The organism is Gemmatimonadaceae bacterium (assembly GCA_040882285.1).
Classification (GTDB): domain Bacteria; phylum Gemmatimonadota; class Gemmatimonadetes; order Gemmatimonadales; family Gemmatimonadaceae; genus JACDCY01.
On sequence record JBBEBQ010000005.1, the window covers coordinates 380,384 to 402,660 of the forward strand.

Sequence of the window (22,277 nt, forward strand, 5' to 3'; positions counted from 1 at the left end):
TCACGGCCCCACCGTTGCCCGCAGGATGTAATAGCTGAGCGCAGCTATCGCGCCCGCCGCCGGAATGGTCAGGACCCAGGCCCAGACGATTCGTCCGGCGATTCCCCAGCGTACAGCCGAAATACGATTCGTCGCGCCAACTCCGATGATGGACCCGGTGATCGTGTGCGTCGTGCTCACGGGGATTCCTCCGAACGTAGCCACGATGATCGCGATCGCGCCGCCACCCTCCGCGCAGAATCCGCCCACGGGTCTGAGCCGCGTGATTCGCGACCCCATCGTATGGACGATCCGCCAGCCGCCGGTAAGGGTACCGAGAGCGATCGCGGTATGCGCGGTCAGGATCACCCATACCGGAATGTGATCCGCGTTGGGAATGTAGAAGAAGCTCAACCAGCCCGTCTCCTGCGACAGTGTCGGAGCTACCGACACCAGGAGGCCTACCACGATGCCCATGGTCTTCTGGGCGTCGTTGCCGCCGTGCGCCAGGGAAAAGAGCGCCGCGCTGAGGAGTTGGCCGCGCTTGAAGATCCGATTCACCCATGCCGGGCTCGTCCATCTGAACAGCCAGAACACGATCACCATCAGGACGAAGCCGAGCACCATGCCGAACAGCGGCGAGATGACGATGAACGAGATCGTCTCTATCCACTTTCTACCGAGGATGAGCGCCGCGATGCCGGCCTTCGCCAGCGCGGCGCCCGCGTACCCGCCGATGAGCGCGTGGGACGAGCTCGACGGAAGGCCGTAGAACCAGGTTACGAGATCCCAGATGATCGCGCCGAGCAGGCCGGCCAGGATGACGTTCGGCGTCACGATGTTGAGGTCGATCAACCCTGATCCGATCGTCTTGGCGACCGCGGTGGTGAACACGAACGCGGCGATGAAGTTGAAGAACGCCGCCCATATGACCGCTACCCCGGGGCTGAGTACCCGGGTGGCCACGACCGTCGCAATCGAATTGGCGGAGTCGTGGAAGCCGTTGATGAAATCGAAGATGAAGGCGACCGCCACGATCCCCAGCACATAGTAGATCACGGCTCGTACGGGTGGATCAGCTGTTCTTGATGGCGATGCTCTCGAGGACATTCGCCACGTCCTCGCACTGGTCCAGCGAATCTTCGAGCTTGTCGTACAGCTCCTTCCACTTGATCACGTCTATCGGGTCCGCGTTGTCCGCGAAGAGCGCCCCCATCGCGTCGTGATAGATCGCATCCCCTTCTTCCTCCAGCCGCTTGAGCTCGAGAGCGTTGGACTTGACGAGCTTGGCGTCCTTCATCCCCCGCACCGCTTCCTCCACCGCCGAGGCGGCGCGAACGATCACCTCCGACAGCACGACCGCGGGCCTGCACACGGTAGTGATGTTGAAGATCTCGGCCCGCCGGGCGGTACCGTCGATGAGATCGACGACGTCGTCCAGCTCGGACACCAGTGCGTGGATGTCCTCACGGTCAAAAGGAGTGACGAAAGTCTTGTCGATCCGCAGGATCACGTCGTGCGTCAGATAGTCGGCCTCGTGCTCGAGACGCTTGATCTGCGCCACGTACGCGCTGCGATTCGCGGGATCCTCGAACAGCCGGTGCAGCAGCACGGCGGATCCGGAAAGCCGGTGGGCGATCTCCGAGAACAGCTCGTAGAAGTTTTCGGTCTTCGGGAGGAGCCGCATGGATGGGCTGTGGGGGTTGACGTGACCGAGAAGATAGCCGGGCGGCTGTCCTTCGGGGAGATTACCCGCTGTCCTACGGGGAGACTACCCGAAGTCGCCGTGGCGGTTACTCTCCCTAGGCCAAAGGGAGGCGGAGAAATCTGCACGTGACCGTAGCGCAGGACCACCTCGACCGGATACTGGTCGTGGATGACGAGCCCGACATCCTCGCGTTGTGCGCGTTCCACCTGCGCAAGGCCGGTTACGTCGTGTCGACCGCCGCCACCGGAGCCGCGGCGCTCGAACGCGCGCGCGACGACCGGCCCTCCCTCATCGTGCTCGACCTCATGCTGCCCGACGTCGGAGGATTCGACGTGCTGCGCATTCTGCGCTCCGATGAGAGCACCCGCGACACCGCGGTGCTCCTCCTGACCGCGCGCAAGGAGGAAACCGACCGCATCCGCGGCCTCACCCTCGGTGCTGACGACTATCTCACGAAGCCCTTCAGCCCCCAGGAGCTGGTGCTTCGAGTCGGCGCGATCCTCCGCCGCGCGTCTCGCGTCGATCAGCCCTTCGAGAGTGCCCTCGATATCGGGCCGATCCGCATCGATCGCGCCGCCCACATCGTCACGGTGGACGGAGCCGAGATCGATCTGACCGCCACTGAATTCAAGCTGCTGCTGACGCTGGCGGAAAGGAAAGGACGCGTCCAGTCGCGGGCAGTACTGCTCGACGCCGTGTGGGAAGCAGCGTCCGACATCCAGACGCGCACCGTGGACATGCACGTGCAACGGCTTCGCGCCAAGCTCGGCGACGCCGGCGCGATGATCGAGACCGTCCGCGCGATCGGCTACCGATTGCGGTCGGGCAGAGGGCAGGCAGAGTGACCGAACCCGCGCGGCTCGCCGCATACGGGCTGGTCGTGGTCACGACGTTCGCGGCAGCCGTCGGGACGCTTGGCGCCGCGGATCCCGGATCTTTGATTGCGCCGGCCGCGGTCACCGCAGTGGTGGCTGTCCTTCTCGCCTGGGTTGTGGCGGGACGCTCCACGCGAGCCCTGGCCCGGCTGCGCGACGCTGCCCGGTCGATCGCCGCCGGCAACCTCGATGCGAATCCCCCGCTCTCCGGTCCGCCCGGGATCGCTGATGTCGGCGTCGCGGTGCATGATCTCGCGGAGCAGCTGCGGAAGCGCACCCTCGCGGTCGAAGCGGCAGATGCTCTCTTCGCCGGCCTGGTCGAGTCGCTCACCGAAGCCATCCTCGTCCTGGACGCGGCCGGCCAGGTGAACCTGATCAATGGCGCCGGACGGGACGTCTTCGGTGTGACGGACCCGGTCCCCTTCGCTGCCGACAGGCTGCCGCGCGTGCGGGCAGTGCATCAGGCGCTGCAGAGCGCGCTGGGAGGAACCCCGGTCGGCCCCCTGGAGATCGATGTTCGAACGCACCACGTCTCCCTGTCCACCCGGCCGCTGCCGGGCGGCGGAGCCGTGCTCGCGGCACTGGATCTCACGCCGCTTCGCCGGCTCGAGGCGGTGCGCCGGGACTTCGTGGCGAACGTGTCGCACGAGCTTCGCACGCCGTTGACAGTCGTGCGCGGCTTCGCCGAGACGCTGGCGGCGGAAGACATCGCGCCGGATGCGAGGCGCGAATTCTCCGAGATGATCCGGGCGAACACCGCGCGGATGCAGCGCATCGTGGACGATCTGCTGGATCTGTCCCGCATCGAGTCCGGTGGCTGGGTTCCACAGCCCGGTCCCGTCGAGGTCGGAGCGGTTGCGAGCGAAGTATTGGAGCAGGCCGCCGCCCAGGCGAGCGAAAAACACCTGTCGCTCGAGATCGAGATTGCGCCGGGCGCGGGCGTCGCGCGCGCCGACCGCGTGGCTCTCACACAGATCCTGTCGAACCTGGTCGAGAACGCCATCCGGCATACCGCGGCCGGTCGCGTCACCGTGTTCGCGGAGCCGGCGGCCGACGGCACATGGCTCGGGGTCAGAGACTCGGGACAGGGGATCCCGCAAGAGCACCTGCCGCGCATCTTCGAGCGCTTCTACCGCGCCGACCCCGGCAGGTCGCGCCAGAGCGGCGGCACTGGTCTCGGGCTCGCCATCGTGAAGCACCTGGTCGAGGCGCACGGCGGGATGGTCACGGCCGAAAGTGACGTCGGCCGGGGCACCACGGTGCGCGCGTTCTTCCCCTCCGCCGGAAGCGGCTGACCCGCGCCGCCTTTCGTTACAAACTCGTTGCACAACGGTAAGCAAACAGAGACGTCGGACGACGATTCTGAGCGCGTGGAGGAAGGATTCCCCTTTCATTCGAGGCGCGAGGAAACGTGGAAAGACCCATCGCAACTTTCCGCCGGGCAGGCGCAGGAACCGCGGTTGCATTAGCGATTTTCGCGTGGGCCGCACCGCTCGGTGCGCAGCAGCAGCCGGATTCCGCCGCAAAGACGGGAACCGATACGACCGGGCCTACCGCACGGGCGGCGCCGAAGCTGGATCTGTCCGGCGTGATGTTCGCGAACTATCAGTACCGCACCAACCGTGACGCATCCCGCGGCGCCAACAAGTTCGACCTCGAGCGGGTGTACCTCACGCTCAGGATGCCCGCCGGCGAGCGGGCCAGCGTTCGGATCACGACCGACGTCTTTCAGCAGCAGCAGTCGGATAACGATTCGTATTACCGCGGCTGGACGGTTCGCGCCAAGTACGCGTATCTCCAGTACGACTACCTGAAGCGCGGAACCGTGCGCGCAGCCGCGCGATTCGGTCTCGTGCACAACGTCTTCATCGAGCACGACGAGACCTACTGGCCGCGCTGGATCTCGACAGTCGCGACCGACCGGCACGGCTACTTCTCGTCGGCCGACGCCGGCCTGGCGTCGGCCATAACGCTGCCGCGCAAGCTCGGGGAGATCTACGCCGCGGTCACGAACGGTCCGGGATACACGTCGCGCGAGATCGACCGCTTCAAGGATTACGGCGCGCGCCTGACACTCACGCCGTTCGCGAGCCGCACGGACGGGCTGCTCGGCTCGCTGGCGCTCACCGCGTGGAGCTATCAGGGCGCGACCGGGAGCAGGTTCGCTGGCGGCGGCGCCGGCCAGCTCGGTCCGGTGGGCAGCTCGCTCCAGCGCGACCGTTGGGGCGTGTTCGCCGCGGTGACGAATCCGGCGCTCACGATCGCCGCGCAGTACACCGCGCGGACGGACGAAGGCGAGACGGGATCCAACACCGCCGCCGAGCCGCGGGCGGTCGTCGGCAGCACCGGGCATCTCGTCTCGGCATACGCGATCGTTCGACCGTTTGCGTCGCTGGCGGGCGCGGCGCGATCGGTCTCGCTGGTGGGACGCGTGGACAGGGTCACGACGAACAGAGCGCTGAGCGAGGGCCACACGCTCGTGATCGGCGGCGTAGCGATCGATCTGACCAAAGCGGCTTCGTTCTCGCTCGACTATCAGGAACAGCTCCCTCGCGCCGGCGGGCCGGCCGCGCCGGGCAAGGCGGCGTTCCTGCACCTCATTGCACGATTCTAGCGCGCCATCGCGCCACAGGAGACCTGGACGTGTCCTCACGCATTCTTGCACTGATATCGATTCTCGCGCTGGCCTGCGGCGACTCCCGTCCCGCCGGCGACGCTTCTCCCGCAACGCGCTCGGGCTCGGTCGATCTGACCGGCGCCGGCGCGACGTTCCCTTACCCGCTGTACTCGAAGTGGTTTTCCGACTACGCGACGGCCACCAACGTCCGCATCAACTACCAGTCGATCGGCTCGGGCGGGGGAATCCGCCAGCTGTCGGAGGGCACCGTGGACTTCGGCGCTACCGACGGACCGATGACCGACGACGAGCTCGCCAAAGCGAAGGGCGGCTCGATCATGCACTTCCCCACCGTGCTCGGCGCGGTCGCGATCGCGTACAACCTTCCGGAGCTCTCCGGCGAGCTGCGGCTGTCCGGGCCGGTCATCGCGCAGATCTTCCTCGGCACGATCAAGCAGTGGAACGACCCGCGGATCGCGGCGCACAATCCCGGCGTCAGGCTGCCGGCGAGGGACGTGCTGGTGATCCACCGATCGGACGGCAGCGGAACCACATACGTCTTCAGCGACTACCTGACGGCGATCAGCCCGGAGTGGGCGGGCGGCCCCGGCCGCGGAAAGGACGTGGCGTGGCCGACGGGACTCGGTGGAAAGGGCAACGAAGGAGTAGCGGGACAGATCAAGCAGATTCCAGGCGCGATCGGATACGTCGAGCTCGCGTACGCCAATCAGAACGACCTTCCGGTCGCATCGGTCCTCAACTCCGCGGGGCAGTTCGTGGCGCCGAGCATCGAAGCGGTCACGGCCGCGGCCGCCGGAGTCGCCGCGCAGCTTCCCGCCGACACTGATTATCGCCTCTCGATCGTGAACAGCCCCGGCGCCGGCGCCTACCCGATCTCGTCGTTTACCTGGCTGCTGCTCTATCGCGAGCAGACAGACTCGGTCAAAGCGCGCAAGCTGGTGGATTTTCTCCGCTGGGCGCTGACAGAGGGAGAGAAGCAAGCCGCCGCGCTGGACTACGCGCCGCTGCCTCCCGCGATCGCCGACAGGCTGCTGCAGCGACTCGATTCCATCCAGGTGACGCCAGCCGGTGGGTGACGCGATCGCGTCCTCCGGGACGCCTGGAGGATTCGCGCGCGGGCACCGCGTAGCGAGCCTCGCGGGCGCCGCGCCGGGCGACCGCGTTTATCGGATGGTCATCACCGCATTCGCGCTGATGATTCCCGCGTTGCTGCTCTTGATCGCCGTCGCGATCGGCGTCGCCGCGTGGCCGGCGCTCTCGGCCGCCGGACTGTCGTTCATCACCACCAGCGAGTGGAACGTGCAGGCGGGAAAGTTCGGCGCCGCGCCGGCCATTTACGGCACGCTTGTGTCGTCGTTCATCGCGCTCGTGCTGGCGACGCCGCTCGCGGTGGGGGTAGCGATCTTCCTCTCGGAGATCGCGCCGAAGTGGCTGCGGCAGCCAGTCGCGTTTCTCGTGGATCTGCTCGCGGCCATCCCGAGCGTGGTGTACGGGCTGTGGGGCATCTTCTTCCTGGTCCCGATGCTGCGGGACCACGTGGTCCCGTTTTTCCGGAACACGCTGCACCTGGGAAGCACGCCGCTGTTCAGCGGCCCCGCGTACGGACCGAGCATGCTGGCAGCCGGCGTCATCCTGGCGATCATGGCGCTGCCGTACATCTCGGCCGTCACGCGCGAGGTGCTCATCGCCGTGCCGCGCTCGCAGCGCGACGCGGCGCTCGCACTCGGCGCCACGAAGTGGGAGATGATCTGGCACGCCGTGATCCCCTACGCCCGGTCGGGAATAATCGGCGGAGTCATCCTCGGCCTCGGTCGCGCGCTCGGTGAGACGATGGCGGTCACGATGGTGATCGGCAACCGGCCCGAGATTTCGGCGTCGCTGCTCGCCCCGGGCTACACCATGGCGTCGCTGATCGCGAACGAATTCACGGAGGCAACCAGCGACATGCACCTGTCCGCGCTGATGGCCGTCGGCGCCGTGCTGTTCGCGATCACGCTGATCGTGAACGGCATCGCGCGCTGGCTGGTCTGGCGCGTCGCGAGCGGGCCGAAACCGTGAGCGCCCTGCGCCGGCGGAAGGCGGGCAACGTCCTTATGCTGGGACTCACGTACGTCGCGGCCGTGCTCGCCACGCTCCCGCTCCTGTTCATTCTCTTCCATCTTTTGCAGAAAGGCGCGAGCACTCTAACGCCGGAGTTTTTCACGAACATGCCGCGTCCGGTAGGTGAAGCGGGCGGTGGAATGTCCAATGCCATCGTGGGAACGCTGATTCTGATAGCGATCGCGGGCGTGATCGGACTGCCCGTCGGCATCGGTGCGGGGCTGTATCTCGCGGAGAAGCGCGTCGGCGCGCTGGCAATGACCGTGCGATTCCTGTCGGACGTGCTGAACGGGCTGCCCTCCATCGTGCTCGGGATATTCGCCTGGCAGTTCCTGGTGCGCCCCTTCGGCAGCTTCTCCGCGCTTGCAGGCGGGATCGCGCTCGGCGCCATGATGATCCCGCTCGTGACCCGCACCACGGAAGAGATGATCCGGCTCGTGCCGAATTCGCTGCGCGAAGCGGCGCTCGCCCTCGGCTACCCGCGGTGGCGCACGTCGCTGAGCGTCATCCTTCGTACGGCGTTGCCCGGGATCGTGACCGGCGCGCTTGTCGCCGTCGCGCGCATCGCCGGCGAGACGGCCCCGCTCTTGTTCACCGCGTTCGGCAACCAGTTCTGGTCCACGGCGCTCGATGAGCCCATCGCGGCGCTGCCGCTGCAGATCTTCGCGTACGCCATCAGTCCGTACGACGAGTGGCACAAGCAGGCCTGGGCAGGCGCGCTCGTGCTGATCGTCATCGTTCTCATCATCAGCCTCGCGGCGCGACACGCGACCCGCGCACGCTTTGGCTCAGCTACTGATTGACCCCGAGGTTATCCGCCAGGAGGACGACGACGCGCCCGGGAAGCCGTGTCTCAGCACCCGAGAGCTGAGCGCGTTCTTCGGCAAGTCGCGCGTGGTGTCGAACGTCAGCATCGACTTCCAGGATCGCGAGGTCACGGCGATCATCGGCCCCTCGGGGTGCGGCAAGTCAACGCTGCTGCGCTGCCTCAACCGGATGCACGAAACGCTGCCGGGCGCGACCACGACGGGAACGGTCACGCTCGACGGGACCGACATCTATGCGCCCGGCGCGGATCCCATCGCGGTACGGCGGCACGTCGGGATGGTGTTTCAGAGGCCCACGCCGTTTCCAACTATGTCCATCCGCGACAACGTTGCCGCCGGGCTCAAGATCCTCGGGCGGGGAGCTCCCCGCGGCAGGGAAGCCGAAGGCATCGTCGAGCGCGCGCTGCGGCACGCCGGACTCTGGGAGGAAGTCAAGGACCGGCTCGACGAGAGTGCGATCGCGCTTTCCGGAGGACAGCAGCAGCGGCTGTGCATCGCGCGGGCGCTGGCGATCCGCCCGCGAGTGATCCTGCTGGACGAGCCGACAGCTTCGCTCGACCCGCTGAGCGCGCAAAAAGTCGAGGAGCTCGTGTACCAGCTCAAGCAGGATATCGCGGTCGTGATCGTGACCCACAACATGCAACAGGCCGCACGCGTGTCCGACAGGACTGCGTTCCTGCTGATGGGAGACCTCGTTGAGACCGCGCCGACCAACGCCCTGTTCACCGCGCCAAGCGACACTCGCACCGAAGCCTACATCACGGGAAGGTTCGGATGACCGGGTCCGCCGTGAACGCGCGCGACTTTTCTTTCTGGTATGGGAAGAATCAGGCGCTGTACGGGGTCAACATCACCGTGCCGCCGCAGTCGATCACGGCGCTGATCGGGCCGTCGGGGTGCGGCAAGTCAACGTTTCTGCGATCGATCAACCGGATGAACGACACGATCCCCGGCGCGCGCCACGAGGGCAGCGTGCTGCTCGCGGGCCAGGACGTGTACGCGCCCGGGATGGACGTGGTGCACCTGCGACACCGTGTAGGGATGGTGTTCCAGCGATGGAACCCGTTCCCGAAGTCCATCTACGACAACGTGGCGTACGGGCCGCGCATCAACCGCGGCCTGCGTGGGCGCGATCTGGACGACGTGGTCGAGGGCTCCCTGCGACGGGCCGCGCTCTGGGACGAAGTTAAGGACCGCCTCAGGCAGAGCGCGCTCGGACTGTCCGGGGGCCAGCAGCAGCGGCTCTGCATAGCGCGCGCGCTGGCCAACCAGCCTGAAGTCCTGTTGCTGGACGAGCCCGCGAGCGCGCTCGACCCCGGCGCGACGCAAAAGATCGAGGAGCTCCTGTTCGAGCTGAAATCAGAGCTGGCAATCGTGATAGTCACCCATAACCTTCAGCAGGCAGGGCGCGTGTCCGACTACACAGCTTTCTTCTATCTTGGCCGACTAGTCGAATGCGACGCGACGGGGCAGCTTTTCACCGCCCCGCGTGAAGCACAGACCGAGGCCTATATCACCGGGAGGTTCGGATGACCGCGGCGATCGAGCCGAGCGGAGGATTCCGCCACTTTCACGACCAGCTCGCCGAGCTCAAGCAGCGGCTGCTCGACATGTCCGAGAAAGCCGAGCATCTCGTAGAGCTGGCGGTCAGCGCGCTGTTGGCGCGCGATCGCCGCAAGGCGGAGCTCGTCGTCGGCGGTGACAAGGACCTCAACGACCTCGAGATCGAGATCGAGAAGCGCGCCATCGCCCTGCTCGCGCTGCAGCAGCCGATGGCGAGAGATCTCCGGTTCATCATCGGTACGATCAAGATCTCGAACGACCTGGAGCGCGTCGGCGACCACGCTGTCAACATCGCCGAGTCGTCGCTCCGGCTGATAGACTCGAACGCAACCGTCATCCCCGGTCCCGAGCTGGAAGACATGGCCAGGCGGGCGCGATCCATGCTGAGTGACGCGCTCGACGCGTTCACCAACGCCGACGGCGCGCTCGGGCGCGAAGTCTGCAAGGCGGACGACGTCGTGGACTCGCTGCACAACTCCGTCTTCCGGATCCTGCTCACGCACATGATGGCCGACGCCCGCACGATCACGCCCGCGCTGGAGCTGCTGCTCGTGAGCCGCAATCTCGAGCGCGTCGCCGACCTCGCGACCAACATCGGCGAGGACGCGGTGTATCTCGCCGAGGGAAAGCAGATCAAGCACCACTTCGAGGACTGATGTCCGAGAGAGTTGCGCGCATCGCGGCCATAGACATCGGGTCGAACTCGATCCGCCAGATCGTAGCCGACGTCGGCAGCGACGGCACGATCCGCGTCGTGGACGAGATGAAAGCGGCTCCGCGCCTCGGCGCGGGCACCCGCGAGACGAAGCGCATCGACGAGAGCCGGATGCGCGACGCCCTCGAGGTCGTCGGCCGCATGACCACGCTCGCCCGCCAGCTCGGCGCCGAGCGCGTCGAGGCCGTCGCGACGAGCGCCGTGCGCGACGCGACCAACGGCCAGCTCTTTCTCGATCTTATTCGCGAGGAAAGCGGGCTCGCCGTGCGCGTGCTCGACGGCGAGGACGAGGCGCGGCTGAGCTTCCGCAGCGCGCTGGCGCACTTCGAGCTCGGCAAGGGCCGCGCGGTCGTGCTCGACATCGGGGGCGGATCGCTGGAGATCGCGCTGAGCGCCGACGGACTGCTGGATCGGCTGATTTCGCTGCCGTTGGGCGCGCTGCGTCTCACCGAGGAGTTCCTGCCGACCCGGATCAAGCGGTCCCGCGTGAAGAAGCTGCGCCGCAAGGTGCGCCGCGCGCTCGCCCGCAAGCTGCCGGTGCGCAACTGGCGCGGCGCGACGGTCATCGGGTCCGGGGGCACGTGCACCAACATCGGCGAGATGCATCTCGCCCGCCGCGGGCTGCACATGGCGCAGACGGTACAGGGCACCAAGGTCCCTTGCGCCGAGATCGAGCGGATGCTGGACGCGCTGATCGACCTTCCCGCGGAAGAGCGCGCCCGGGTGCCGGGACTCAATCCCGCCCGGGCCGACATCATCGTCGCCGGCATCAGCGTCATCGTCGAAGTGCTGGAGCGGCTCGACTCGCCGGAGCTGACCGTCTCCAGCTACGGAATTCGCGAGGGATTGCTGCTGGAGACGGCGCGCGTGCGCCCGACCGTCGCGGATCCCGGAGAGTCCCGCGAGCGGTCGGTCCTGCAGCTGGCCGAGCGGTCGCACTACGAGGAGCTGCACTCGCAGCACGTGCGGAAGCTCGCGTTGCAAATATTCGACCAGATCGGCGGGCGGCTCGGGTGCGAGGAGAGCGAGCGCGCGCTGCTATCCGACGCCGCGCTGCTGCACGACATCGGCTACCACATCAATTACGAAGACCACCACAAGCATTCGTACCACCTGATCAGCCACGCCGAGCTGCTGGGGATGTCGCCGGTGGAGCAGGTGATCGTCGCCAACGTCGCGCGCTATCATCGCGGCCCGCGGCCGAAGAAGAAGCACCGCAACTATTCGGGGCTCGACAAGCAGTCGCGGCAGGTAGTGAAGCGGTTGTCCGCGATTCTCCGCGTGGCCGACGGCTTCGACCGCGGGCACTCCGCCGCCGTGGAGCGGATTGAAGCGGAGTGGACCGACGATTCGCTCGTACTCCGTGCCGTGCCGTCCACGAAAGGCGGCGACATGCAGCTCGAGCTGTGGGGCGCAGAGCGCAAGTGCCGCCTGCTGGAGAAGCTCTCGGGGGTTCCGGCAACCTTGGTGGCAGCGGGGACGGCCGCCGCGCGCTCGGAGCCCGCGAAGTCTACCGCCGCGTAATCACCGGCTCGCGTCCGGCTCCCCGACCATGCCCCATGAGTCGAGGAGCAGCGTTCTGTGCGTCGCGCGCTCCGGCTCGGCCCCCGGCAGCCGCTGCTCGTACGTCCCGTCGGACCGGAGCTCCCACGCCTGCCGGTTGTCCGCGAGAGACGTCTCCAGCAGCGACTTGAGCCGCGGATGCAGCCGCGGATCCTCGACCGGCACCACGCACTCCACCCGGCGGTCCAGGTTCCGCGGCATCCAGTCGGGCGAGCCGAAGTAGTACTCCGGCTCGCCCCCGTTCTCCCAGTACCAGATGCGCGAGTGCTCGAGAAAGCGGCCAACGATGCTGAGCACGCGGATGCGCTCGCTCACGCCCGGCAGCCCCGGCCGCAGGCAGCAGATCCCGCGCACGATCAAGTCGATCTCGACTCCGGCCTCCGACGCGCCGTACAGCGCCGCGATGATCTCCTCGTCCACCAGCGCGTTCATCTTCGCGATGATGCGCGCCGGCTTCCCCGCCCTCGCGAACTTCACCTCGCGGTCGATCATCTCCAGAAAGCGCGCCCGCATGTTCGCCGGCGACACCAGCAGCTTGCGGTAGATCTCCTGCCGGGAGAACCCGGTCAGCGCGTTGAACAGGTCGCTGACGTCGGCGCCGATGGACGGGCTGCAGGTGAGCAGGCCGAGGTCGGTGTAGATGCGCGCGGTCCTGGAGTTGTAGTTGCCGCTGCCGATGTGGGCGTACCGCCGGATTCCGTCGCCTTCCTTGCGCACGACGAGCGCGGTCTTGCAGTGCGTCTTGAGGCCCGGCAGCCCGTACGCGACGTGCACTCCGAAGCTCTCCAGCGTCCGCGCCCAGGTGATGTTGTTCGCCTCGTCGAAGCGCGCCTGCAGCTCGACCAGCACCGCGACCTGCTTCCCGCGCTGCGCGGCTTCCGTCAGCGCGCGCACGATCGCGGTGTCGCCCGAAGTTCTGTACAGCGTCATCTTGATGGCGAGCACGTGCTCGTCCACCGCGGCGGCCTCGAGAAATCTCTCGACGCTCGCCGTGAAGGAATCGAACGGATGGTGCACCAGGATGTCGCGCTCACGGATCGCCGCGAACACCGAGCGCGTCGTGTCGTGCAGCTCCGCCGGAATCGCGGGCGTGTACGGCGGGTCGCGCAGCTCGGGCGCGTCCAGCGACGCAAGGGACATGAGGTCGCCCAGCTCGAGCAGCGGACCGCTCTCCACCAGATCGTCCTCGTGCAGCAGCGCGTCGTCCGTGTCGAGGTCCTGCTGGTCGGCCAGCTCCTCGCGCAGCAGCGCGCGCAGCGCGGGCGGCGTCCCGTCCTGCAGCTCTACCCGCACGACCTCCGCGAATCTCCGCTGGAACACCTGCTCCTCGATCATCGCGAGCAGGTCCGACGTGTCGTCCGACGCGGCCAGCTCCAGGTCGGAGTAGCGCGTGACACGGAAGGCGTGCCAGCCGCGGATCTCCATCCCCGGGAAGAGCGCGCCGAGGTTGGCGCCGATCACCTGCTCAAGCGGCACGAAATGGTGCGGCCGCCCGAACGGGACCCAGCGCGGCAGGCTCTTCGGCACTTTCACGCGGGCGAAGTGCTCGCTGCCGCGCTGCGGGTCGAACACCTGCACCGCGAGCGACAGCGACAGGTTGGAGATGTACGGAAGCGGGTGCCCGGGATCGATCGCCAGCGGCGTGAGCACCGGGAACACCTGCGACTCGAAGAACTCGTCCACGACCTGCCACTCCGCCGGCTGGAGATCGTTCATCGTGACGAGCCGGATCCCGTGCTCCGCGAGCGCGGGCAGAAGCAGATCGTGCAGGCAGGTGCGCTGCCGCGCCATCAGCTCCGCGATCCTGCGGTTGATCGCGTCGAGCAGCGCCCGCGTGGCAACTCCTTCCGCGCTCGGCTGCTCCACGCCGGCGGCGAGCTGCCGCCGAAGCCCCGCGATCCGGACCATGTAGAACTCGTCCAGGTTCGTCGAGAAGATGGCGATGAACTTGAGCCGCTCGAGCAGCGGATTGCGCTCGTCGAACGCCTCGTGCAGCACGCGGGCGTTGAAATCGAGCCAGCTGAGTTCGCGATTGAAGTAGCGGGGCCGTTCGGGCATCTCCCAAAACTATCGCTCCCGCGGCCCCTCGCCTGGCACGTCAGCAAAATCGTTACACGGGGCTGCGGCAGTGTCCGAAACAGCCTGCCGGGGCCCGGGACCTTGACCAATGCTTGTACGAGTGCTTAGTTATATAGTTGACTTGATGGATAACGCATCACGCGGGACATCACCGATGAACCATTCGCTCGCTCCGACAGCGCTGATCGCGGTGCTCGTCGCATACGCTCCGCCCGCCGGCGGACAACTGACTCTTGGAGACGCGCTCCGCCGCGCCGATCACGCCGCTTACGGCAATCGCATCGCTGCGGGCAACACGGAAGAGCAACGCGCGCGGGCGCTCCTTGCGGCCCGAGGGATACTGCCAAGTCTTCGGTTCGAGGTCGGCTACCTCAGCACCACGGACCCGGTTGCGGTCTTCGGGACAAAACTCCGGCAGGGAACGATCAGCCCGGATGACTTCGCGCCACAACAGCTCGTCAACCCGGAAGCGACGGGCAACTACCAGAGCGCGATCGTCATAGAGCAGCCGATCTTCAACGCCGACGCCTGGACCGGACGGCGCGCCGCACTGCGGGCTGCCGACGCCGACCGCGCCTCGCAGGAATGGACGCGACTGTCGCTTCGCGCCGACGTGGTGCGAGCCTTCTACGGCGCGGTCTTCGCGGCCGAGCGTACCGCTACCATGCGCGTCTCGGCCCGGACCGCCCACGCACATGTCGCCCAGGCCGAAGCGCTCGTCAGGCAGGGCATGGTAACAAAATCGGATGCCCTGCTTGCCTCCGTCCGCGCCGGTGAGATCGACGCTCAGCTCGCCGAGGCCGTGGGAGATTCGGCGATCGCCGGGCGTCGTCTCGCGCTCCTGATCGGAGATTACCACGCCGATTCGCGCGACCAGAAGGCGATCGTACCGAACGTTCTCCCGACCGCGGCGATGATTCGTGAGATCACGGCGCGCGATACGGCTTTTGCAGAGCCAGACGAGCGCGCCGACGTCATCGCCGCCGCAACCGCGCTCGACGCTGCGCGCTCCGACGTCCTTCGCGCCCGCTCCGCGTACCTGCCCCGGATCAACGGGTTCGCACGATATGACCGGAACTCGCGCGCGCGCCCCTTCACGGGCGAAACGAACTGGACTGTCGGCGTCCTGGCATCCTGGAGTCCGTTCAGCGGCGCCGGGGAGCTGGCGGAGCACCGGGGCGCGGCCGCGCGACTCACGTCCGCCAAGGCGCGCGCGGAAGCCGCGGAAGCGAATGCCGGCCTCGACGTGGAAGCTACGCGCACAGCACTGACCGTTTCCCTCATTCGCCTCGCCATCGCCGAACGCGCTGTGATCCAGAGCGCTGAAGCGCGCCGGATCGTGAGCCGCCGGTACGCCGGGGGACTCGCGACCGTCGTCGAGCTGTTGGACGCGCAGACAGCCGAAACGCAGAGCGCTCTTTCGCTCGCCCAGGCCCGGTACGCAGCGATCTCCGCCGCGGCCGCGCGCCGCCAGGCACTGGGCCGCGATCCGGGAACGCTCGCGGCATTCGACTCCGCATCCGCCTCGGCGGATTCATCTCCTCCACGGCCGATCGCACCCGATGCCACCGCTCACGCCCGACTCCAGAAAGGACCTCTCAATGATTCGTGAATCCAGCTTCCTCGCGTACGGCGCACTGTTTGTAGCCGGCGCGGCGGCAGCGTGTTCGCCGTCGCGCGACGACACGCCTCGCGCCACGCCCGAGCGCGTCGCCGGAAGCGTTTACACCGTGCGCGACACAACCGTCGAAGCAACGATCGAAGCAACGGGTGTGGCATCGCCCGTCCGCCAGGCGATTCTGAGCACCAAACTCATGGGAACTGTTACGGCAGTCCTCGCCAGCGAGGGAGATGCCGTCACCACCGGACGCATTCTCGTTCGCATCGACGCACGCGACCTCTCCGCGAAGTCCGCGCAGGTAGCCGCGGCGGTGTCCGACGCGGAATCGATGTATCTGGCTGCGGAGACGCAGGCGCGCCGTATGCGTGCCCTCTACGCCGACAGCGCCGCTGCGAAGGCGCAGCTCGACGCCGCTGAAACGGGATTCGCTCGCGCTGGCGCCGGTCTTCGGGCCGCGCACGCGTCCGCCGCCGAGGTCAGCGCCATGTCCGCGTATGCCTCGGTTCGAGCCCCGTTCGGCGGCGTCGTTACGAAGCGCTTCGTAGATCCCGGCTCGTTCGCCGCGCCGGGCGCGCCGCTCGTCGAAGTGCAGGACGCGTCCCGGTTACGCATTTCGGTCAGCGCCTCGCCGGATGCCGTACGCGGCATCCGGCGCGGCCAATTTGTCAGCGCGACTATCGAGGGCCGGCCCGTCCGCGCGACCATCGAGGGCGTCGTTCCGACGGCGGTGGGCAACCTGTACACGGTCAACGCTTTGCTGCCCAACCCAGGTGGAGTATTTCTCCCCGGCAGCGCAGCCACCATCTCGTTGCCGCAAGGGACTCGCGGTTCGATCGTCGTGCCGATTACCGCGGTGATTCATGAAGGCGATCTTACCGGTGTCACGCTGCGCACCGCCGAGGGTGACCAGTTACGCTGGATCCGCTTGGGAGCAGCAACGGGTGGCGTCGCCGAAGTGACCGCGGGATTGCGTGCGGGAGACCGCGTGATTGTGCCACCGGCGCGCGTATCCGCGACAGCTCCCGGACGAAACTGACCGATGGGCATCGCCGGACGTATCGCGCAGGCATTTCTCCATTCGAAGCTCACCCCGCTCGTCGCCATAGCGTCGCTGGCGGCGGGATTGCTCGGCATCCTCGCCACGCCCCGCGAGGAAGAGCCGCAGATCTCGGTCCCGATGATCGACGTCATCGCCGCGTTGCCGGGCGCGTCTCCACGCGAGGCCGAGAACCTCCTCGCGCGGCCGATCGAGCAGCGCATGCTCGAGATTCCCGGCGTTGATCACGTCTATACGGTGGCCGGCGAGGGGTACGCCATGGTCACCGTCCGGTTCGAAGTCGGTCAGGACCAGGAGCGCAGCGTCACCAGGGTGCAGGCGAAGCTGGCAGCCTCGATGAATGAAGCGCCGCCGGGCTCCATGCCGCCGATCGTCAAGCCGCATTCGATCGACGACGTGCCCGTTCTCGCGCTCACGCTTCATTCGCGGGACTACGATGCCAACACTCTGCGACAGATCGCCATCCATCTCGAGGATGAAATCCGGACCGTCTCCGAGGTTGCCAGCACGTTTGTCGTCGGCGGCCAGCCGCGGCAGTTCCGTGTAATGATGGACGCCGCCCGACTGGCAGCGACCGGCGTGACACCCGGCGAGATCGCTGCAGCGCTCGGCGGCGCGAACGCGCGGCTTCAGGCCGGCGAACTCGCCACCGCCAACGAGGTCTATCTGATTGACGTCGGTGCTCCCCTCTCGACCGCCGCCGAGATCGGGAGCGTCGTCGTCGGCATGCGCGGCGGAGCGCCCGTTTACCTGCGAAACGTCGCGGATGTCACGGAAGGTTTCGGCGAAGCGGTTACCTACGTTTCGCATACCGGGCTTACCGGGCCCGCCGAACACGCGGTGACGATCGCCGTGGCCAAGCGCCCCGGCGCCAATGCGACCGAAGTAACGCACGCAGTCATGGAGCGCGTCGGTGCCGCCAAGGGACGTCTTCTTCCTCAAAACGTGGGGGTAGAGGTAACTCGGGACTACGGCGAGACCGCGGGCGAGAAGGCGAAGGAGTTGATCCTGCACCTCATGCTGGCTACCGCATCCGTCACGTTACTCGTCTGGTTCTTTCTCGGTTGGCGCGAAGCGGTGATAGTCCTCGTCGCCGTCCCGGTGACGCTGTCGCTGACGCTGTTCGCGTACTACGTGATGGGATACACGCTCAATCGCATCACCCTGTTCGCCTTGATATTCTCGATCGGAATCCTGGTGGACGACGCCATCGTCGTCGTCGAGAACATTTACCGGCACTTCCAGAAAGGGGATCGATCGCCTGAGGCGGCCGCGATCGAGGCGGTGGACGAGGTTGGGAACCCCACGATTCTCGCGACCTTTACGGTGATCGCCGCGATCCTGCCGATGGCGTTCGTGTCGGGGCTGATGGGTCCGTACATGCGTCCGATTCCTGTTGGCGCGTCCATCGCGATGCTCGCCTCGCTGGCCGTGGCGTTCATCATCACGCCGTACCTGGCCTACCGCCTGCTCAAGGGCCACGTCGCTTCCGCCGCTCACCCGCTGCCGCGCGCCCACGAGGAGGAGGAAGGCACGCGGTTCGCGCGGTTCTATGCGCGGGTCATGACTCCGTTGATGGATCACCGCCCCCGCCGTCTCGCCTTCTATGGCGGCGTCGCGGCGCTGCTCCTCATCTCGATGGGGCTCGTGGCGGTAAAGGCCGTTCAGGTCAAGATGCTCCCGTTCGACAACAAGAGCGAGTTCCAGGTGATAATGGATCTCCCCGAGGGGACCACGCTTGAAACCACGAACGCGCTCGGCCAGGAAATCGCCGCGTACCTGCGCCATGTGCCGGAGGTGAAGAGCACGGAGCTGTATGCCGGCACGGCCGGCCCGTTCAACTTCAACGGTCTCGTCCGCCACTACTTCATGCGCGGGGGCCCCAACGTCGGAGACGTGCAGGTCAACCTGGTTTCCAAGAGCGAGCGGTCGAGACAGAGCCACGCGATCGCGGTCGCGGTCCGGCCGGGGATCGACTCGATAGCGCGGCGTTATTCGGCGGCGGTGAAGGTCGCCGAAATTCCCCCAGGCCCGCCCGTCCTCTCTACGCTCGTGGCCGAGGTGTATGCGGCCGATGACTCGACTCGCCTGGAAGCCGCCCGGCAGGTGCTGGCTGTGTTCGAATCTACGGACGGCGTGGTGGACGTGGACTGGACTATCGAAGCTCCGCAACAGAAGCGCGTCTTTCGCGTGGATCGGGTACAGGCGGCGGAAGCCGGGGCGAGCGTCGCGCAGATAACCGGAACGCTGTATCTCGCGCTTTCCGGTGCCCCCGCCGGCGTCGCCAGCTCGGGCACCGCCCTCGAAGGGACCGCCATCGTGCCGCGGCTGCCGATCGAGCGGCGTTCTTCGGTCGAGGCGCTGCTATCGCTGCCGATCGCCACCCTGTCCGGCCCCCAGCCGCTGGCACGCTTTGTCAACGTGATCCCCGCCACGCGCGACGGGATCCGCATCAGAAAGGATCTGCGCCCGGTGATCTACGTGACCGGTGACGTCGCCGGTGCCGTGGAGTCGCCGGTATACGCGATCCTGTCCATGAACAAAAAGCTCGATCGGATCCGCATCAACGGCGCGCGAATCGCGCGGTACAACGCCTCGCAGCCGGATCGCCTGACCGAGACGGCGATCAAATGGGATGGTGAGTGGCAGGTGACGATCGAAGTGTTCCGCGATCTGGGGATCGCCTTCGCTATTGTGCTCGCTCTCATCTATGTGCTTGTCGTCGGCTGGTTCCGGTCGCTGACCATACCCCTGGTCATAATGGCGCCGATCCCGCTCACGCTAATCGGCATACTGCCCGGCCATGCCATGACAGGGGCGTTCTTCACGGCGACATCCATGATCGGCATGATCGCTCTCGCCGGGATCATCGTTCGAAACTCCATACTCCTGGTCGACTTCATCCAACTTGCGGAAGCCCGCGGGCGATCACTTCGCGAGGCGGTGCTCGAAGCCGGGGCTGTCCGCTTCCGTCCGATCGCGCTGACCGCGGCCGCCGTCGTCGTCGGTGGGCTGGTAATGGTCCTCGATCCGATCTTCGAGGGGCTGGCGGTTGCCCTCATGAGCGGTGCGATCGTGGCCACGCTCCTCACCATGGTCGTCGTGCCACTTCTCTACTGGGAGCTCCGCCGGCGACAGGAGCCGGCATCTCCCGCAACCGGGGCCATCCCATGAAGATGCTGATGCTGATATACAGCGGTATCGATCCCGACCGGATCTCGGCGCTGCTCGACGCCCACCCTGACGCCGGGTACACCGAGTTCCGGAACGCGCACGGGGTTGGCGGCAGCGGGCGACGCGAGGGCTCCCGCGCTTGGCCGGGCGCGTCCACGCTTCTTGTGAGCGTCGTGCCCGATGCGCTCTCGAACGAGCTTGCCGGGGAATTGCGCGAAGAGACTACCCGGCTTCCCCCCGGCGAGCGCCTGCATGTGGCGGTGCTCCCCGCGGAATCGTTTTTCTAATCCTCATCTCTTTCCAGGACCTGGACCATGTGCTCCGACCACGTCATTCGCCGCTTCGCCGGCGTATTCGTCCTCATTTCCGTGGCGCTCGCCTACTGGGCCCACCCGGCCTGGCTGCTGTTCACGGCGTTCGTCGGCTTCAACCTGTTGCAGTCGAGCTTCACCGGCTTCTGCCCGCTCGAACGCATTCTTGGGAAAATCGCTGCGTTCGGCTGCGAGCCACGACGAGAGGCGTAACGGTTCTCGCCGCGGATCGCTCGTGCTCCTACTGCGGGTCGGGCTCGGAGAGCGGCCGGTTCGCGGCCCCGGCATGCAGGGTCACGATGCGAGGAGCCGCCGCCGGGACTTCGCTTCCCCTTCGATGCGGTCGCAGACGATCTCGCAGAGCTGGAACACGCGCCGGTCGGACAACGTGTAATGGACGAACAAGCCCGTCTTCCGGCGCGCCACGAAACCGAGGTTGTACAGGATTTGCAGATGCTTGGACAGGTTCGCCTGCCCGAGGCCCGTTTCGCTCACAAGCTCGCCGACCGTCATCTCGCCGTTTCGGAGCGCGGCCAGCACTTGCAGGCGCGCCGGCTCGGCCAGCGCCCTGAACCGTTGCGCCACGAGCTCGAGCACCTCGTCGGTCAGTTCATACTTGCCCATTGAGACTCCCGATCATTGTCAGTAGTATTCCTATATGGTAATGTAGTTTTGTTGATAAGGCGGTGGCAAGGCCGCGCTCGATGGATTCGATGTCTCACCGTCAATTTTCGTCCGGGAGTACGCTGATGATCACGCAGACAACGCCATACGGGATCGGTACCACGGTTGCCCTTGATTACGGCCGTGCGGTCGAGCGAACGAGAGAGGAACTCGCCAAGGAAGGCTTCGGAGTGCTCTCCGAAATTGACGTCGCCGCCACTCTCAAGAAAAAACTTGATGTGGACTTCCGGCCGTATGTCATCCTCGGGGCGTGCAATCCACCGCTCGCCCATCGCGCTCTGACCGCGGAACGCGACATCGGCCTGCTGCTTCCCTGCAATGTCATTGTCTACGCCGGGGACCAGCCGGGCGAGAGCGTCGTGGCGGTGATGGACCCCGTTCAGGCGCTCGCTCTCACCGGCAACGACAACATTCGGCCGATCGCCGAAGATGTAAGGAAGCGGCTCACACGAGTACTTCAGGCGCTGGAGACAGCGTAGAAATCGAGCTGTTCAATCGCGCGCAAAGACAGCGCGCGCATCCGCCACAGCCGAGCGTCGCCGTACGAGATTGCGATTTTCGAACACCTTTACCAGCACCACCCCCGCAACGAAACCGCCGACGTGCGCCCACACCGCGGTGCCGCCGGTCAGCTCCGGGCCGGGGCTGAGCTGCGGAACTCCTTCGAGCACCTGCAGAGCGAACCAGTACAAGAGAACGATCCAGGCCGGGATGCGGAAGACGCGGAAGAAGATGATGAAGATGAAGAGCATCCGCACGCGTACCCGGGGGTACAGCAGCAGGTAAGCCCCCATGATCCCGGAGATCGCGCCGGAAGCGCCGATCGTCGGGAGAGCCGAAGACGGCTCGACGAAAACGTGGGCCGCCGCGGCAGCCAGCCCGCAGATCACGTAAAAGAACGCGAACCGGAGCGGGCCCATGCTGTCTTCGATGTTGTTACCGAATACCCAGAAGAAGAGCGCGTTTCCGAGCAGGTGGCCCCAGCCCCCGTGCAGGAACATCGAAGTGAATGGGGTGACGACGTTGATCGGATCCCGGTCGATCACGCAGGCGAGCCCCTCGCCGATCGGCACTCCCGAGCCCACGGCTGCCAGGCGGGTCAGCTCGCCCGGTACCATGCCGTAATTGCAGGCACTGGCCGCGAGGGCATACGCGTCGAAGCCGGCGCCCTGGACGAGGAACCAGACCGCGAAAATCGACCCGAGGATCACGTAAGTGACCCAAGGCGTCCTCAACGTCGGATTTTCGTCGCCGATTGGAATCATCGCGCCACTATCGAGACAGTGTTAGTTTCCTGCCATTACGGCAGAATAATCAGGCCCCCGAGTTGCTTACTGATAGCCCCGATAAATCGTTGGCGCGCACGTCTTTAGCCAACAGCCA

Annotated in this window: 21 protein-coding genes; 16 read left to right on the top strand and 5 right to left on the bottom strand. The window is 66.5% G+C overall.

What is annotated here, in order from left to right:
* Together WEA80_02665 and WEA80_02670 are read right to left on the bottom strand one after the other, a co-directional pair.
* Positions 1–1,038, bottom strand: a complete 1,038-nt coding sequence (locus WEA80_02665; GenBank protein ID MEX1185467.1) for an inorganic phosphate transporter — start codon at positions 1,036–1,038, stop codon at positions 1–3.
* A 16-nt stretch (positions 1,039–1,054) separates the two neighbouring features.
* On the bottom strand, positions 1,055–1,666 hold the full coding sequence (locus WEA80_02670; GenBank protein ID MEX1185468.1) for a DUF47 family protein: 612 nt from the start codon (positions 1,664–1,666) through the stop codon (positions 1,055–1,057).
* Between the two features lie 146 nt (positions 1,667–1,812).
* On the opposite strand from WEA80_02670, the gene WEA80_02675 reads away from it, so the two are divergent.
* From WEA80_02675 to WEA80_02720, 10 genes are all read left to right on the top strand, one after another.
* Positions 1,813–2,532 carry a response regulator transcription factor gene (locus tag WEA80_02675; protein MEX1185469.1) on the top strand — a complete coding sequence of 240 codons (720 nt, stop codon included), beginning with the start codon at positions 1,813–1,815 and terminating at the stop codon, positions 2,530–2,532.
* A complete protein-coding gene (locus tag WEA80_02680) occupies positions 2,529–3,857 on the top strand; it encodes an ATP-binding protein (GenBank protein ID MEX1185470.1) in 1,329 nt (442 codons plus the stop codon). The genes WEA80_02675 and WEA80_02680 overlap by 4 nt, the downstream gene beginning before the upstream one ends.
* Before the next feature lie 116 nt (positions 3,858–3,973).
* Complete coding sequence (locus WEA80_02685; GenBank protein ID MEX1185471.1) at positions 3,974–5,176, top strand: hypothetical protein; 1,203 nt, start codon at positions 3,974–3,976, stop codon at positions 5,174–5,176.
* 29 nt (positions 5,177–5,205) lie between these two features.
* On the top strand, positions 5,206–6,276 hold the full coding sequence (gene pstS / locus WEA80_02690; protein ID MEX1185472.1) for a phosphate ABC transporter substrate-binding protein PstS: 1,071 nt from the start codon (positions 5,206–5,208) through the stop codon (positions 6,274–6,276).
* The gene (gene pstC / locus WEA80_02695) at positions 6,269–7,258 is read left to right on the top strand and encodes a phosphate ABC transporter permease subunit PstC (protein ID MEX1185473.1); all 990 of its coding nucleotides are present in this window, start codon (positions 6,269–6,271) and stop codon (positions 7,256–7,258) included. The genes pstS and pstC overlap by 8 nt, the downstream gene beginning before the upstream one ends.
* Positions 7,255–8,103 (top strand): phosphate ABC transporter permease PstA, encoded by an 849-nt coding sequence (gene pstA, locus WEA80_02700; GenBank protein ID MEX1185474.1) that lies wholly within the window; start codon positions 7,255–7,257, stop codon positions 8,101–8,103. Before pstC ends, pstA begins: the two co-directional genes overlap by 4 nt.
* Positions 8,084–8,905, top strand: coding sequence for a phosphate ABC transporter ATP-binding protein PstB (gene pstB / locus WEA80_02705; GenBank protein MEX1185475.1), 822 nt, complete (start codon positions 8,084–8,086; stop codon positions 8,903–8,905). Before pstA ends, pstB (WEA80_02705) begins: the two co-directional genes overlap by 20 nt.
* The gene (gene pstB, locus WEA80_02710) at positions 8,902–9,660 is read left to right on the top strand and encodes a phosphate ABC transporter ATP-binding protein PstB (GenBank protein ID MEX1185476.1); all 759 of its coding nucleotides are present in this window, start codon (positions 8,902–8,904) and stop codon (positions 9,658–9,660) included. The genes pstB (WEA80_02705) and pstB (WEA80_02710) overlap by 4 nt, the downstream gene beginning before the upstream one ends.
* Positions 9,657–10,346 (top strand): phosphate signaling complex protein PhoU, encoded by a 690-nt coding sequence (phoU, locus tag WEA80_02715; GenBank protein MEX1185477.1) that lies wholly within the window; start codon positions 9,657–9,659, stop codon positions 10,344–10,346. Before pstB (WEA80_02710) ends, phoU begins: the two co-directional genes overlap by 4 nt.
* Positions 10,346–11,929: a Ppx/GppA phosphatase family protein gene (locus tag WEA80_02720; GenBank protein ID MEX1185478.1), complete on the top strand. Its 1,584-nt coding sequence runs from the start codon at positions 10,346–10,348 to the stop codon at positions 11,927–11,929. The genes phoU and WEA80_02720 overlap by 1 nt, the downstream gene beginning before the upstream one ends.
* On the opposite strand, the gene ppk1 is transcribed toward WEA80_02720, so the two are convergent.
* Positions 11,930–14,026: a polyphosphate kinase 1 gene (gene ppk1 / locus WEA80_02725; GenBank protein MEX1185479.1), complete on the bottom strand. Its 2,097-nt coding sequence runs from the start codon at positions 14,024–14,026 to the stop codon at positions 11,930–11,932.
* Positions 14,027–14,201: 175 nt separating this feature from the next.
* On the opposite strand from ppk1, the gene WEA80_02730 reads away from it, so the two are divergent.
* The 5 genes from WEA80_02730 to WEA80_02750 are packed head-to-tail and all read left to right on the top strand — an operon-like array spanning position 14,202 to position 20,423.
* Positions 14,202–15,659, top strand: coding sequence for a TolC family protein (locus WEA80_02730; protein MEX1185480.1), 1,458 nt, complete (start codon positions 14,202–14,204; stop codon positions 15,657–15,659).
* Complete coding sequence (locus WEA80_02735) at positions 15,649–16,704, top strand: efflux RND transporter periplasmic adaptor subunit (protein MEX1185481.1); 1,056 nt, start codon at positions 15,649–15,651, stop codon at positions 16,702–16,704. Before WEA80_02730 ends, WEA80_02735 begins: the two co-directional genes overlap by 11 nt.
* A 3-nt stretch (positions 16,705–16,707) precedes the next feature.
* On the top strand, positions 16,708–19,899 hold the full coding sequence (locus tag WEA80_02740; protein MEX1185482.1) for an efflux RND transporter permease subunit: 3,192 nt from the start codon (positions 16,708–16,710) through the stop codon (positions 19,897–19,899).
* A complete protein-coding gene (locus WEA80_02745) occupies positions 19,896–20,186 on the top strand; it encodes a hypothetical protein (protein ID MEX1185483.1) in 291 nt (96 codons plus the stop codon). The genes WEA80_02740 and WEA80_02745 overlap by 4 nt, the downstream gene beginning before the upstream one ends.
* 27 nt (positions 20,187–20,213) lie before the next feature.
* Positions 20,214–20,423 (top strand): DUF2892 domain-containing protein, encoded by a 210-nt coding sequence (locus WEA80_02750; protein MEX1185484.1) that lies wholly within the window; start codon positions 20,214–20,216, stop codon positions 20,421–20,423.
* An 81-nt stretch (positions 20,424–20,504) separates the two neighbouring features.
* Here WEA80_02750 and WEA80_02755 read toward each other — a convergent pair whose 3' ends face one another.
* Positions 20,505–20,834: a metalloregulator ArsR/SmtB family transcription factor gene (locus tag WEA80_02755; GenBank protein MEX1185485.1), complete on the bottom strand. Its 330-nt coding sequence runs from the start codon at positions 20,832–20,834 to the stop codon at positions 20,505–20,507.
* A gap of 125 nt (positions 20,835–20,959) precedes the next feature.
* Here WEA80_02755 and WEA80_02760 point away from each other — a divergent pair, with 125 nt between their 5' ends.
* A complete protein-coding gene (locus tag WEA80_02760) occupies positions 20,960–21,373 on the top strand; it encodes a DUF302 domain-containing protein (protein MEX1185486.1) in 414 nt (137 codons plus the stop codon).
* A gap of 12 nt (positions 21,374–21,385) precedes the next feature.
* On the opposite strand, the gene WEA80_02765 is transcribed toward WEA80_02760, so the two are convergent.
* Entirely contained in the window at positions 21,386–22,129 is a 744-nt protein-coding gene (locus tag WEA80_02765) for a rhomboid family intramembrane serine protease (GenBank protein ID MEX1185487.1), read from the bottom strand.
* Between the last annotated feature and the right edge of the window lie 148 nt (positions 22,130–22,277).